Source organism: Paenibacillus sp. 79R4 (assembly GCF_013393165.1).
Classification (GTDB): Bacteria; Bacillota; Bacilli; order Paenibacillales; family Paenibacillaceae; genus Fontibacillus.
In genome coordinates this window covers 1-14,698 of sequence record NZ_QJOT01000021.1, presented here as the reverse complement: position 1 = coordinate 14,698, position 14,698 = coordinate 1, and the positions used below count along the sequence as shown (strand labels likewise).

Annotated in this window: 13 protein-coding genes; 11 read left to right on the top strand and 2 right to left on the bottom strand. The window is 47.7% G+C overall.

Annotated features, from left to right (window positions below):
- Positions 1-16 precede the first annotated feature (16 nt).
- Positions 17-202, top strand: a complete 186-nt coding sequence (locus DMN77_RS21300; protein WP_068781432.1) for a hypothetical protein — start codon at positions 17-19, stop codon at positions 200-202.
- Positions 203-404: 202 nt separating this feature from the next.
- Positions 405-800, top strand: coding sequence for a DUF2500 domain-containing protein (locus tag DMN77_RS21295; RefSeq protein WP_068781431.1), 396 nt, complete (start codon positions 405-407; stop codon positions 798-800).
- Between the two features lie 82 nt (positions 801-882).
- Here the strand turns inward: DMN77_RS21295 and DMN77_RS21290 are convergent, their stop codons facing one another.
- Positions 883-2,199 carry an FAD-dependent oxidoreductase gene (locus DMN77_RS21290; RefSeq protein WP_068781430.1) on the bottom strand — a complete coding sequence of 439 codons (1,317 nt, stop codon included), beginning with the start codon at positions 2,197-2,199 and terminating at the stop codon, positions 883-885.
- A 275-nt stretch (positions 2,200-2,474) separates the two neighbouring features.
- On the opposite strand from DMN77_RS21290, the gene DMN77_RS21285 reads away from it, so the two are divergent.
- The 9 genes from DMN77_RS21285 (at position 2,475) to DMN77_RS21245 (ending at position 12,762) form a co-directional block, all read left to right on the top strand.
- Positions 2,475-2,897 (top strand): cell wall hydrolase, encoded by a 423-nt coding sequence (locus tag DMN77_RS21285; protein ID WP_068781429.1) that lies wholly within the window; start codon positions 2,475-2,477, stop codon positions 2,895-2,897.
- 39 nt (positions 2,898-2,936) lie between these two features.
- Positions 2,937-3,404 (top strand): spore coat protein GerQ, encoded by a 468-nt coding sequence (gerQ, locus tag DMN77_RS21280; protein ID WP_068781428.1) that lies wholly within the window; start codon positions 2,937-2,939, stop codon positions 3,402-3,404.
- Between the two features lie 1,029 nt (positions 3,405-4,433).
- Positions 4,434-5,714 (top strand): hemolysin family protein, encoded by a 1,281-nt coding sequence (locus tag DMN77_RS21275; protein WP_179016275.1) that lies wholly within the window; start codon positions 4,434-4,436, stop codon positions 5,712-5,714.
- Between the two features lie 236 nt (positions 5,715-5,950).
- The gene (locus tag DMN77_RS21270; protein WP_372776366.1) at positions 5,951-6,859 is read left to right on the top strand and encodes an ArsR/SmtB family transcription factor; all 909 of its coding nucleotides are present in this window, start codon (positions 5,951-5,953) and stop codon (positions 6,857-6,859) included.
- Positions 6,860-7,100: 241 nt separating this feature from the next.
- On the top strand, positions 7,101-8,831 hold the full coding sequence (locus DMN77_RS21265; protein WP_179016247.1) for an ABC transporter substrate-binding protein: 1,731 nt from the start codon (positions 7,101-7,103) through the stop codon (positions 8,829-8,831).
- A 65-nt stretch (positions 8,832-8,896) separates the two neighbouring features.
- Entirely contained in the window at positions 8,897-9,850 is a 954-nt protein-coding gene (locus tag DMN77_RS21260; protein ID WP_179016246.1) for an ABC transporter permease, read from the top strand.
- Positions 9,851-9,866: 16 nt separating this feature from the next.
- Positions 9,867-10,802, top strand: a complete 936-nt coding sequence (opp4C, locus tag DMN77_RS21255; protein ID WP_179016245.1) for an oligopeptide ABC transporter permease — start codon at positions 9,867-9,869, stop codon at positions 10,800-10,802.
- 12 nt (positions 10,803-10,814) lie between these two features.
- Positions 10,815-11,804, top strand: a complete 990-nt coding sequence (locus tag DMN77_RS21250) for an ABC transporter ATP-binding protein (protein WP_068781423.1) — start codon at positions 10,815-10,817, stop codon at positions 11,802-11,804.
- The gene (locus DMN77_RS21245; RefSeq protein WP_179016244.1) at positions 11,797-12,762 is read left to right on the top strand and encodes an ABC transporter ATP-binding protein; all 966 of its coding nucleotides are present in this window, start codon (positions 11,797-11,799) and stop codon (positions 12,760-12,762) included. Before DMN77_RS21250 ends, DMN77_RS21245 begins: the two co-directional genes overlap by 8 nt.
- 1,680 nt (positions 12,763-14,442) lie before the next feature.
- Here the strand turns inward: DMN77_RS21245 and DMN77_RS23675 are convergent.
- On the bottom strand, positions 14,443-14,698 hold a 256-nt coding region (locus tag DMN77_RS23675), incomplete at its 5' end, for a hypothetical protein (protein WP_218653075.1).

Sequence of the window (14,698 nt, the reverse complement as noted above, 5' to 3'; positions counted from 1 at the left end):
TTAGGAGTGAGTAATCATGAAAACCATGAACCAAGAGCAAACTACCCGCAATTATCTGCAATTCTGCTATACTTGTGAAGACGCTCATCTGTGTACGACAGAAGAAGCTTGCCAGGATTGCTGGGCCAAGAAAGGGATGTTGGAAGCAGAACATGACGGTGCCGAAGAAACACGTCAACTTCTGCAAATGTACTATGCATAACTCTATAAGCCAAACGATCGAAATATAGCCTCCGATTCTAAAAAGGGATCGGGGGCTTTTGCTGTTATTTTAGGACAAGATCTCATATTTTCCTACATTTGCAAATATCAAGTTTTAAGTAAGACGGCATATACATAAAAAAGACAGGGCTTCAAAGGGCTCACGAAGGCACCGCTCGAGTTGGATCTTAGGAGGGAGAAGAATGGAATCATGGGCTGAAATGCTGGGGGTAATGAATACCGCTTTTCCGATCTTTCTCGTCGTCATCTTTGGGGTGATTCTCCTGACATCGGCGAGTGGAATTAGACGTTATTTTGCTAATAACCGACAGCCTGTACTAAGTGTGACTTCAGTGATCGTGGGCAAACGGACCGAGGTATCACACAGGCATGATACGGAGACGTCCGTGAATCGCTCGGATACGAAGTATTTCGTTACTTTTGAGGTTGAGAGCGGGGACCGTCTTGAATTTGTAGTAAGCGGGCAGGAATATGGCCAATGCTCAGAAGGAGACGAAGGAAAACTGACGTTCCAAGGGAGTCGTTACTATGGATTTGAACGTCTTGGTCGAACCTATCGCGGACTTCATGAGTATTAAGGCCTCATAGTACAAGAATACTAAGAGCTGTCCTGGGCGGACAGCTCTTGTTGTATGCCTATATATAATAGATAAGACTTGATTAGTGCGCTAAAGATTCGGTCCGGGACAGGAGCAGCTTGGCTACCGACCTGCCGCTGGAGAAGGCGCGTTCCGCCAATTCCCCTTTGCCTTCGCAACCGTCACCGCAGAAGAAGAAAGGCACATCCGGAAGCTGAAGCGGCAACATTCGATTCGTAACAATATTTTTGACGCTGGATACCATAGCTTTCTTCGACATCCGCTTGACTTCGGTGACCTCACGCCAGCCCGGATAATACGTATCGAACAGCTTCTCCATTTGCTGGACCTTGTTATCCAGGTACTGCTTCTTCTCTTCCTCACTTAAGGAGTCATCATTTAGATAAGCGATGCCTTGCAATAACTGCCCACCGGATGGAGCCACGGTATGGTCGGTGGCCGACACATCACTGATGAACAGCTTGTTGTCCATATCGCTAATATAATGGAACGGTCGCGAGACCACTGTGGAGAGGCCTATATCATATACTAGTACCTCATTTGGCGTGTTGTTCTTGTACGGCTCGAATGCTTGATTCCAGGATGTGGTCTCAAGCAGCTTGGCGATTTGCTGAACCGGCATCGCCATAACAACTCGGTCGAACTCAAGTGCTTCCCGGCTCTTGGTGTTCAGAATGTACTTGCCATTCTCCATCCGAATGGATTCAACAGGCTCCTTGAGAGCAATATTCCACTTCTCATTCGCTTCGACTTTACCGCGAAGCTGATTGGTAATGGAGGACCAACTGCCTAGGATGTAGCTTACCGGCCTGCCGGAGAGGAATAAATTGTGATAATAATCAGCGATGACTTCGCCGGATACTTGGCGAGCATCCTCTGGACTGATGAAGAAGTTGGAGCAGACCAGATGCTCCCATAGTTCTTTGACGTCCTGGGATGCATTCGTGTGATCCAGATACTCTCCCAATGTGCGGTGGTTCTTCAATTGATGGAGATGCCCGATTACGGCAGCAATTTCAGTAATGAACCTGACTTTTTCCCGCTTGCTGAGTACATCAGTCTTCATAATATTAACAAAGTCGAGTGGAGCCGGCGTGAGAGCCTCATGCTTGGCATACACTACTTTGCGCTTATCGACCTGCTTGCTCTGGAACTGAAGACCCAGCTCATTCTCCATATTATGCAGCGTGTGTCTGTCGATTCCGTAAACCGCATGTGCCCCAAAATTCAATGTAAAACCCGATTTCTCATAAGTGAACGCTCGTCCGCCGATTTGCGGGCTGCGTTCGAACACCGTACCTTCGGTGTCTGGACTGTTGGATAAGTAAGCGGCGGCAGTTAAGCCGGCAAGTCCACCGCCAATGATCGCGATTTTCATGTGAGAACCTCCTAAAAGGTGTTATGGAAGGAGCTCTGGGTGAGTACGCATATGAAGTGCTGTATTTTATCCATATTCATTTACAGTATATGCTATTCATGTAAGCGCGTCCATAGAAATAGACACGAAATATTCAAAATTGAAATCGCATACAGCGCGAATATGATTTTTAGTGGATCGATGTCTTTGCCATCATATTCTTCTATATTGTTGCACCAATATAGGCTCCTGCACATACGATATAGCGTTGAGAAGTGAGGAAAGGGGGGCGGTACGTGGCAGTCATAAAAACGAACTCCTCAGATGTCAGTCTCCTGGCAAGATTGATTCGCGCTGAGGCCGAAGGCGAAGGCGAGCTCGGAATGCTCATGGTAGGGAACGTAGGCGTGAATCGGATTCTTGGCGATTGCCTTGATTTCAAAAATATCCGCAGTATGGACGATATGGTGTTTCAATCACCTGGCGGCTTCGAGGCAACGCAAAAAGGCTACTTCTATCAAAGAGCGCGCGATCGGGATATCCGTCTGGCCCAGAGAGCGATTAACGGTGAGAGGACTTGGCCAGCCAGCAACGCATTATGGTTCTTCAGACCAGCCGGAGATTGTCCGGCTACCTGGTATAACCAGCAGAATACCGGAAGATTCAAAGCCCACTGCTTCTTTGCTCCTTCCGGCGAAGATTGCCCAAGTGTATATTAGCGCTTGACTGTAATTTTATTTTAAGGAGGAAATTGATTCATGTTCACACAACCTTATCGCCCGGCCGGTTATAATGCCGGATATGCGGTTCCTCGCAGTTATTCGTCAGGAGGCAATTATTCACCGATGTCTACAGGACATCCCCAGACTACTACCATGCCGCCGCAGGTTCCAGTAGGCAGCCCGATGACTTCAGCGGGAACCGTTGTGCCTACCCAAACGCCAGTTTTCGAGCAATCCTATATTGAAAATATTTTGCGCCTCAATCTCGGGAAGATCGGTACCTTCTATATGACTTATGAGAACAACTCGGAATGGAACGCGAAAATTTTCAAGGGTGTGCTGGAAGCTGCCGGTCGGGACCACATTATTATTAGCGACCCGAAAACCGGGGTCAGAACGATGCTCCTGATGGTGAACTTCGACTATGCTACCTTTGACGAGCCGCTGAAATATCAATATCCATATGCTTCGGGCAGTGTACCTCCTACAAGAGGCTGCTGCTAAAAGCAAGAAGCGGAATAGGAAAGCAACCGCTGTCTAGCGTCTAGTTGTCTGGAAAGCCAGCGTCATCGAACTTATCAGGCGGTCAAGAGTGAGCATTTGTAGAGCCAGAAAAAACAATTACATGTTTCTAACGGACATTTCTGACCTTTAGAAGCAAAATATGCGACACGTAGGAATCGACCCGGCAACATTATTGCGGTTATACGCAACCTTTGCCTTTGCCATGGACACAATCGTACGGTCCGTTTCAAGGGCAAAGTAACAAAGCAGCAATGCTAAGGGTCAAAAATGTCCGGGTGATCAGGTTAAACGCAAAAGGGGCATCTCCAAGTCGGTAAATCGACTTTTGAGACAGTCCCTTTTTCCTGTTATTTAACACATTGTGGAATCGTGAGAATAGAGTGGATATTTTTCATAAAAAACGCCTGTACCCCAGTCATACACTATGGTTTGACTGTGTAGTGTATAATAATATAATTATAGATGTAGTTCCAAAAAGATCGTTTTGGATAAGAAAACCAATCGAAGTCATCCAAGAATGAGCGACCGATTTCAATGCAGGTTTTCTTGCGATATAGAATTTCATCAACTCCGTGGATAACGAGAATCCATTCTATATCTAACACGAAGAAACACGGAGCGCTTATCCGACAGCAAGTCTTGGATTCAGCCGGGGTTAAGCGAGCTTACGAAGCGATGTTTCCTGCGGAAACATGCTTGGTGCTCACACACCAGCTTCAAGCACAGGCTCACGAATTCGTTTTCTATGAGATCGTGGAGCCCACGTCTTTGCCCGTAGCTTCGTCCAACCTTCTCGGTGCGGAAAACCGATCTTTTTGAACACTCATTTAGTTCATTGATGTAACAACTTTAAAAGGAGATGAGTTCATTGGGGAGTTGACAATATATAACCGTAATAAACAGCAATATTATTTTATACCGCGAAGGAGGTGCACCTATTCTCCGTAATAAGCGGGAATAGGATACGTCTTGACTGACCCCTTACCGAGTCTTTTTTCATTAGGACTGATGTTGTTATTGGTCTTGCTAAACGGTTTTTTCGTATCGGCCGAGTTTGCGATCGTCAAAATCAAGAGCGGCCGGATTGACGCTTTGGTCGAAGAAGGACGCAAGAGTGCTATGACTGCCAAGCACTTATTAAATCATCTGGAAGGTTATTTATCCGCCTGCCAGCTCGGAATTACTTTATGCTCACTGGGGCTTGGGTTCCTTGGTGAACCGGTTGTAGCCCGGATTCTAACGCCTGTATTCGCATGGGCAGGAATGGGTGAGAGCTCGGTTCATGCGGCTTCATTAACGCTGGCTTTTGTGCTTATCGCTATGTTTCATATTGTGCTCGGAGAGCTTGCTCCGAAGACCTTTGCGGTGCGCAAGGCCGAAGCTGTGACCTTATTGTTTGCGCCGCCGATGAAAATATTTTATAGAATTATGTATCCGGCTGTGTGGTTGCTTAACTCGATGTCTGCAGGTCTGTTGAGATTATTTGGCATTACGCCGGTCTCCGGACTGGAATCATTGCATACGGAGGAAGAGATCCGTGTGATGATGAAGGAGAGCAGCGAGAGCGGACTGATTGACAGCACGGAAATGTCGCTGGTTGACAATATTTTTGAATTTGCCGATACAACGGCAAGAGAGATTATGATCCCACGTACCGAGATGATCTGTCTCTACACCCAAAATTCTATGGATGAGAATTTACAGATTGCTCTGGAGGGTACTCGCACTCGTTATCCTGTATGTAATCAAGATAAGGACCATATTATTGGTTTCATTCATATTAAAGATCTGATACGCTCTAATACAGATGATTATTATCATTTGATTCGTCCGATTATGGCTGTGCCAGAGTCCATGCCGATTAGCAATCTGATGAAGCAGATGCAGCGCGGCAAATGTCAAATCGCGATTCTGATTGATGAATACGGTGGAACCTCCGGTCTTGTTACGCTAGAAGACATCATTGAGGAGATCATTGGGGAAATCCAGGATGAATTTGATGAGGAGCGACCAGGTATTGAACAAATCGGAGAGGATGTGTATTCCATTGACGGTCTGATGCTGATTGATTCGGTAAATGATCGCTTCGGATTAGAACTGGACTCTGATGATTATGATACGATTGGCGGATGGCTTTATTCAAGAATTGAAGTATTGCCGCCCCAGGTCGGTCAAACTGTGGAATATGATGGTTGTATATACATCGTAGAGGAAACTGACAACAAGAGAATTTCACGCGTCAAATTGCTGAAGCAGGAATTTATTCCATTGGAAGAAGCAGGCGCTTAGACCATAGATAAATGAAGGGCACGGTGATCATTTCATCGTGTCCTTCGTTTACAGAAAACGATTACAGCATAAAAACTAGAAGTTTCTAGCAGAATTTAGAATTTATTGATAAGAGTAGGTTCAATAAGTCAGACTTCCAGTACTCAGGGTTACACTTCCAATGTACTTTCTTTATTGGATGGAGCTAGGGACGGAGAAGGGAACTTTTTGGGCAACCTCTAAGGGAGTGTGAAAAGGTGTCATACCATTTAGACATGCAGTATAGTCGCAAATTTGAATTTATCAGCAGCCTACATAGCTATATATGCCGAAAATCTCACAAAAAAATTGATCTGACACCAAACTGGGCTCAAAAAATTAAACAACAGCTTACTCCCGAATTGTCCGCGATGCTCGATGAGTTAGAAGTGAATGGAGACTGGAAATTCTCATACCTGCTCATTTTGCTCTCGACGGGAATGAATGAGATCGAAGAGGTAATCGCTTGGCTGCAGAATATGTCTGTCGGGGATCTCTATGAATTGTTTGCGCCATACGGCAATCAGTTCCCAACGAATATGGGGGACTTCCAGCAGAGAATGATCACGGTTTTCAGCGAATGGAACCGGCAATACTTCGAACGATCTGATCCGGCTATTCACGAAGCCCTGCTCGCCCATGATCAAGAGAGACGAACGGCTATGGGACATATGAGGCAGGAAGCATTTATTGATGAGACGACAAATGGCTTGGTGTTTGAACCTGTCTCCGGAGTGGACAAGCTGCTTCTCGTCCCGCAATATCATTTCCAGCCGATGAATGTCATCATGCAATACGGAGATGTGCTGTTTTGTCACTATTCGTCCAGGACGGATATCGGAGAAGAGGATTTTATGCCAACGCATGATTTTCGTACAATCCGGGCGCTATCGGAGAAGAGCCGCTTAAGAATACTTCGTTATTTGCATCATGGACCTCGCAGTTTCATCGAAATTGTGCGTGAAATGAATTTGTCCAAAGGGATCACCCATGATCATATTGCCAAACTGCGCAGCGCCGGGCTTATTTATGTGCATTTTCAGGGCGAGACCGTGACGGAATATAGCTTGCGCCGCAAAGCGCTGAATGAAATTCAGAGCAAATTACTCGATTATATTGAAAAATAGCAGACGGCCTTTTTCTCGCAGATGCGAGGGAGAGGCTATTTTTTTACTTATATTTCTTGAGGTTTCGTTAATATAAGAATTCTTTATCAGTTCTCTCTTTACAGAACTGGTGAACGTACTTATAATAAACACTAACAGTTTCAAAGCATAGTTAGTTTGTCGGAATAATCGAAATTCTACATATGCTTAATATTTAAAGGATTTACAAAATTATATTTTCAAGAGGGGCAGGAGAGGTCTCATGAGAAAAAGTGCAATTTTGTTAACTTCATTAATATTGGCGGGTTCATTGCTATTGTCCGCGTGCTCGAGCGATAATGCGGGGAATACGGCAAATACCGGAACCGGCAACGTATCCGGCAATTCCAGCAATTCAAATGCGGAGAACAGTGCTGTCGATGCGAATCAGCCGATTGCCGCGAGCGATATGGCAAAGTTGCCAGCGCTGGCCCAGAAGCGTACAGATACAATTATTGTTGGCCTGACGAATCCAAGCGGTGCCTTCACACCTTATTTTCAACAAAGCGGCTATGACGGCAATGTATCTTCGCTACTGTACTCCAGACTCGTCACACAGGATGACAAGGGGCTGGCCGTTCCGGAGCTTGCAGAAAGCTGGGATATTTCCGGTGATCAGCTTACTTACACCTTCCATCTGCGCAAAGATCTGAAATTTAGCGACGGTTCTCCGATGACCGCGGATGACGTAGCTTTTACCTGGACTTTGCTATATGACAAAGCTTATGATGGCGATTCGATCATTCCTTCGATCGGGATCAAAGGCGGGCAGGATTACAAAGATGGCAAGACCACCACTATCGAGGGAATTCAAGTTGTTGATCCGCTCACCGTGTCCGTTACTTTGGAGAAGCCTATTGCCACAGCACCGATTGTACTCGGCGGCGAGGTTCTGTCCAAAGCGTATTATGGCAAAGATTATAAATTCGGCGATCTGGAATACATCAAGAAATTGCATGAAAATCCGGTGGGCAACGGTCCTTACAAGCTGGAGAAATTCATTCCGGGCCAGGAAGTTCGCATGGCAGCCAATGAATACTTCTACCTGGGCAAGCCGAAGACGGAGCATTTCATTTACAAAACCTCTGAAGGGGATACCTGGCAGTACCTGGAGACCGGGGAAGTAGATTATGGTTCCTTTACAGCCACACAGGACAATCTGAAGAAGCTGAAAGATATGGGGTACTTGAATATCGTTCCTTACACTCCGAGTGTATATGGCTATCTGGGCGTCAATCTGGAGCATGAAGCTTATAAGGATAAAAATGTGCGTCAAGCGCTCGCCTACGGATTGGATCGTCAGGGGATTTATGTCGATGCCAACCAGGGAGCAGGGCAAGTGGCGAATATTCCGACAGCTCCAATCTCTTGGTCTTACACCGAAGATGGAATCAATCCTTATGCTTATGATCCGGAAAAAGCGAAGCAAACCCTGGATGACGCCGGCTGGACTGTTGGTTCGGATGGAATCCGCGAGAAGGACGGCAAGAAGCTGACTCTGCACTTCCTGGGCAGCAAGAGCCCGGCTACCGATATTTTTATTGCGGTGGCTACAGAGAACTTCAAGGAGATCGGCATCGATTTCCAACCTGAGGTATTCGCGGACTTCAACGCCTTGGTTGCTAAGTATGAAAGCGGGGATTATGATCTCGTATCCTTCTCCACGCCAATTCTGAGCGATCCTTCCGACGGTGTGCAGCAGTTCATCAATGGAGAAATCAAGGGTTATGACAATCCGCAGGTGAAGGGACTGTATTATGAAGCGCTCTCTACAAGCGATACGGAGCAGCGGAAGCAGTATTATGCGGAAATGTACAAAATTTTGAACGACGAGCTGCCGGTTATTTTTACAAGCTACAGAAAGAGCTATTATGCGTACAATGGCCGGCTGGACGGGGTGATCAACAATCCGTTCGCAGGATTCCAGGATGTTAATCATTGGTCTCTGAAATAAATTATTAATCCACTCATCCCCTGTACTGTCTGACAGTATGGGGGATGCATCATAAGGAGCCGATCATGAGCACATATCTTGTTAAACGTCTCACTTATATGATTATCATTCTGTTTGCCGCGTCGCTGCTCATTTTTTGCTTGTACGCTTTTACGCCTGGCGATTTTATCAGCGGCAACCTGAAGCTTAGTCCTGAGCGTAAAGAGGAGCTTCGGCAAATTTACGGGCTGAATAAACCGGTTCTTGAACGATATGCGATTTGGATGAAGAACGCCTTCCATGGAGACTTCGGCTATTCTCTGGCACAGCAGAAGCCGATTCTTCAGCTTTTTAATGAATATATATGGAACTCCTTCCTGCTGGCGATCGTCTCCACTTTCTTTACTTGGCTGATCTCGGTCATCATTGGCGTTATCGCAGCATACAAGCAATATTCCTGGTTTGATTCGCTCATTATGGTTGTCATTTTTGCCGCGATGTCGATCCCGTCCTTCTTCATCGGTTTGCTGCTGATTAAGGGCTTCGCTGTCGATTTGAAGTGGCTGCCTCCGGGAGGTATGACGACGACTGGGAGCAATGCGACCGGATTTGCTTATGTGAAGGAAGTCGTTCAGCATATGACGCTGCCGGTCGTAGTTATGACGCTGCTTAGTCTCGGGTCCTTAACCCGTTACTTCCGCAGCAATATGATCGATGTGATCAAGCAGGATTATATTCGTACGGCCCGCGCCAAAGGGCTTAAGGAGCGTAAGGTACTGTTCACTCACGCTTTGCGCAACGCCTTGCTTCCGGCGATCACGCTGGTCGGCTTCGACCTGCCAGCATTGTTCGGCGGTTCCTTGATCATCGAGAAAATATTCAACTGGCCCGGGATCGGACAGCTTTATATGTCCTCCTTCTCATCGCGGGATTATCCGCTGCTGATGGGCTTCACGATGTTCATTGCTATTCTGACCGTGATCGGAACATTGCTGTCGGATCTGCTCTACAAATTGGCTGATCCACGAGTGAAACTATAAGGAGGTCGTACACCCTATGTCAGCTCTGAGTGGTAATCTGGCCTCCGGAGGGGCGAAGGCACCGGTCAAGACAACGGCCGTGAAGTCTTCGCTGTGGAGGCAGTCCCTAAAACGTCTATTGAGGAACAAGCTCGCGGTTAGCGGGTTTGTCATTGTTATTTTTATGATCCTGCTTTGCTTTATTGGCCCGCTCTTCTCGCCGTATTCGGGCAATCATAACAATCTGGCGATGATGAATAAGGCGCCTAGCGCCAAGCACTGGCTGGGAACAGATCAGCTTGGCCGCGATGTTCTGACTCGCGTGATGCTAGCGGGCCGTATTTCCTTGACCGTTGGCTTCGCGTCGATGGTTCTGTCGGTATTTATCGGCTCTTTGCTGGGAGCGGTCGCCGGGTATTACCGCGGTGTTGTTGATCAAATTGTTATGCGGATCGCCGATCTGCTGCTGACGATTCCCAGTCTGCCGCTGCTGTTCATCGCCGGCGCGATGTTGTCCGCCTGGAAGGTTCCGACCGACTATCGGATGTACATCGTGATGATCATGCTCAGCTTCGTAGGCTGGCCGGGTCTGGCCAGGTTGGTCAGGGGCGAGATGCTTAGCTTGCGTGAACGCGAGTATATGCAGGCGACGATTGTGCTTGGTTTGCGGGATCGCCGCAAGCTATTTCATCATTTGCTGCCGAATATTACACCGTTATTAATCGTTATTGCTACGCTAAATATTGGGGGATCAATCCTGATGGAATCGGTGCTGAGCTTTTTCGGATTGGGTGTCATTCAGCCAACTCCCACTTGGGGGAATATGATCGATTCAGCCAACAATCTGATCGATTTCCAAGAGAGGCCTTGGCTATGGATTCCGCCAGGCCTGTGTATTTTCATCACCGTCATTGCTATCAATATTTTTGGTGATGGACTTCGAGATGTGTTGGACCCCAAAAATAAAAGGTAGGTGGCTGTCATCATGGCAAAGCATTTGCTCGATATCGAACATTTAAGCACTCATTTCTATACAGAGGAAGGTACTGTGAAGGCGGTTGATGATGTCAGCCTGCAAGTACGTAAGGGAGAGACGGTTTGTATCGTAGGTGAGTCCGGCTGCGGAAAGAGCATAACCGCGATGTCGGTCATGGGCCTGATTCAAGGTCCGAACGGGAAGGTTGTGGGTGGCAGGATCGATCTGGACGGAACGGATTTGCTCCAATTGAACAAGAACGAGCGGCGGGTTATCCGTGGCAAAGAGATCGGGATGATCTTCCAGGAGCCGATGTCTTCGCTGAACCCGGTGCTGACCATCGGGCAGCAAATCATGGAGCCGCTGATCGAACATCTGCGGATGAGCAAGAAAGAGGCGCGCAAGCGGGCGATCGAATTGATCGAGCAGGTGGGCATTTCGCGCGCTGGACAGATTGCGGACTCTTATCCGCATGAGCTTAGCGGCGGTATGCTGCAGCGGATTATGATCGCCATCGCGATCTCATGTCAGCCGAAATTATTGATCGCTGATGAGCCAACGACGGCGCTGGATGTTACGATTCAAGCGCAAATTCTCGACATCCTGCGTAATTTCCGGGAAGAGACAGGCATGTCGATCCTGCTGATTACGCATGATCTCGGCGTTGTTGCCGAGATGGCCGATTATGTCATCGTGATGTATTCCGGCAAGGTTGTAGAGGAAGGCGAGGTTACCGAATTGTTCGCGAATCCGAAACATCCGTACACCCAGGGTTTGCTGCGGGCCAAGCCGATTCTGAATCAGCGGCAGGATGAGCTGTACTCGATTCCGGGGCAGGTGCCAAATCCGCTGGAGCTGACGGAATCCTGCTATTTCCATGATCGCTGTGAGCATTGCATGGAGATTTGCAAAGTTCGCAGACCTGAGCTGAGGGAGCTTGGTACGGAGCAGAAGGTCGCTTGCTGGCTGTACGAAAAGGAGGCGGCGGTTCATGTCTAAGCCGTTATTAGAAGTTAATCATTTGAAGAAGTACTTTCCAATCAAATCCGGTCTTTTGAACCGTACCGTGGGTCATGTGCGGGCCGTTGATGATATAAATATTGCAATTAATCCAGGCGAAACCTTCGGATTGGTCGGGGAATCCGGCAGCGGGAAGAGCACGGTTGGCAAGAGCATTGTACGCCTGACGGAAAAGACGTCGGGGGACGTTATCTTCCAGGGCCAGGACTTATATGGCTTATCCCCGCAGGAATTGCGCAAAATTCGCCCGCGGCTGCAGCTGATCTTCCAGGACCCGTACAGCTCGCTGAACCCGCGGGTACGTGTCGGCGATGCGATTGGCGAAGCGCTAATCGATCATGGCCTTGTACCGGCGGGGGAGGTGAGGGAACGGGTGGAGGAGGTGCTGGCCTCCTGCGGCCTGTCATCTTATCATATCGATCGTTTCCCGCATGAATTCTCCGGCGGTCAGCGGCAGCGGATCGGGATCGCCCGCGCGCTTGTGCTGAATCCGGATCTGATCATTGCTGATGAACCTGTATCGGCGCTGGATGTCTCGATTCAGGCGCAGATCATTAATCTGTTTCGCCATTTGCAGGAGACACGCGGCTTAACTTATTTGTTCATCTCGCATGATCTGAGTGTAGTAGAGCATTTGTGCACGAGGATCGGCGTGATGTACCTCGGTACGATGATGGAGACAGCACCGCGAGACGAGCTGTTCAAGAACCCGCTGCACCCCTACACGAAGGCCTTGCTGTCAGCGGTGCCTATTCCGATTCCGAAGCTGAAGCGAGAGAGAATCGTGTTGAAGGGGGATATACCGAGTCCAGCCAATCCGCCAGCAGGCTGCAAGTTCCATACCCGCTGTCCGTTCGCCGTAGAACGCTGCAAATCCGAGGCTCCGCAATTCCGCAATATGGGCAGCGATCATCATGTAGCCTGCCATTTGGTTTAAGATCAGTAGCGGCGGTATTGGCTCCTGACTCCGGCGCCCCTGAGTCATCATAGGTTGACGCTCTATCAGAACCCCTCGGTAGGAAATCAAGCCTACCGTCTACGATAACATCTTCAAACTCGTTTGATTCCGTAGCATATGGTGGCAGGTAGGAGCGAGTTCTGCGTGAAATGTAGGGCGCTGGAGTTAGGATAGCAGTTTAGTGTGAAGCTTAAAGTTTGAAGCTAGGTGCGGAGAGTAGAGTAGAAATAAAATGCAGTAGCTTAGAAGCAGAGTAAAAATGAAGTGTGATAGCTGAGTGCGGAGAGTAGGGTGGGAGATGACGTGCAGAAGCTAGAGGGTATAGGTGGTTAGAGTAAACTTGAAGTTGGAAGCAGGGGGTAGAGGTAGAGTGAAAGTGAAGTGTGGAAGCTGAGTACGGAGAGTAGGGTGGGAGATGATGAGCAGAAGCTAGATGTAGGTGTTAGGGTGAAATTGAAGTGCAAAGGCAGGGGTAGAAGTAGAGCAAAAGTAAAGTGTGGAAGCTGAGTACGGAGAGTAGGGTGGGAGATGATGAGCAGAAGCTAGGTGTAGGTGTTAGAGTAAACTTGAAGTTGGAAGCAGGGGGTAGGAGTAGAGCAAAAGTAAAGTGTGGAAGCTGAGTGCGGAGAGTAGGGTGGGAGATGATGAGCAGAAGCTAGATGTAGATGTTAGAGTAAAAGTGAACTACAGAAGCTGGGTGCAGAGGTTAGAGTAGAAGCAAAAGTGTAGAAGCTAAGTGTAGAAATATAGTATAGAAATATAGTGTTGAAAACAAGGCGCAAAGCCAAAGTGTTAAAACTGAGCCTTAAGAGCTAAGTTCGCAGTGCTAACGGAAATGTAATCCGCTAAATGGCCGAAATCAGCAGGTTATAAATTCTAACGGAAATGAGGGACGTTATTTGGGCTAGATCCGAGTAATATCCCTCGTTTTTGGTCTAATAACGTACCCCAGTTCCGTTAGAAATCCAAATGGCCTTATTTTACGAAAATAAGGGCTCTGATTTCCGTTAGCCGTATAATGAAATTCAGCAAGTTTATGCGTCAGGAATTTTAGGGTTACCATGATAGCTTCCAACGCTCCCATCTCCTACATTGCCCTCATTCGCTTATCACAACACACTTATCACTCTTATCGTACTTATTCACGCCACTCCGCACTTATCTCCCCTAATCTCCCCTACCGCACTTACCGTCTTTACCGCATTATCTACTTACCCACCAACTGTTCCTAACGCATCAATCGCCCTCATTCGCTTATTACATTTATCGCTCCTAACGACTCAATCATACTAAGTCGCACTGCTAACGGAAATATGATCCGCTAAATGGCCGAAATCAGCAGGTTACAAATTCTAACGGAAATGAGGGACGTTATTTGGGCTAGATCCGAGTAATATCCCTTATTTTTGGTCTAATAACGTACCCCAGTTCCGTTAGAAATTCAAATGGCCTTATTTTACGAAAATAAGGGCTCTAATTTCCGTTAGCCGTATAAAGAAATTGGCGTGATGATCCCCCAATTCGTCATAATGCCCCTGTAATGGACATTATTGTCCGGTATAGGGGGACGACCGTATTGGGGAAGCATGTTAACGGTCAACCATGTCCGATTGGTCCGGCGCAACAAGGGGAGTACCAAGCCTTGTGTATTCCCCGCCTTTAGGGCACGAAAACGGAGTCCTCAGTCCCCATGAATCCCTGTCCTTGGTGAAAAGCGGAGTCCTCAGTCCCCATGAATCCCTGTCCTTGGTGAAAAACGGAGTCCTCAGTCCCCATGAGTCCCTGTCCTTGGTGAAAAACGGAGTCCCAGTTCCCGTGAATCCCTGTCCTTGGTGAAAAACGGAGTCCCAGTTCCCGTGAATCCCTGTCCTTGGTGAAAAACGGAGTCCCAGTTCCCGTGAATCCCTGTCCTTGG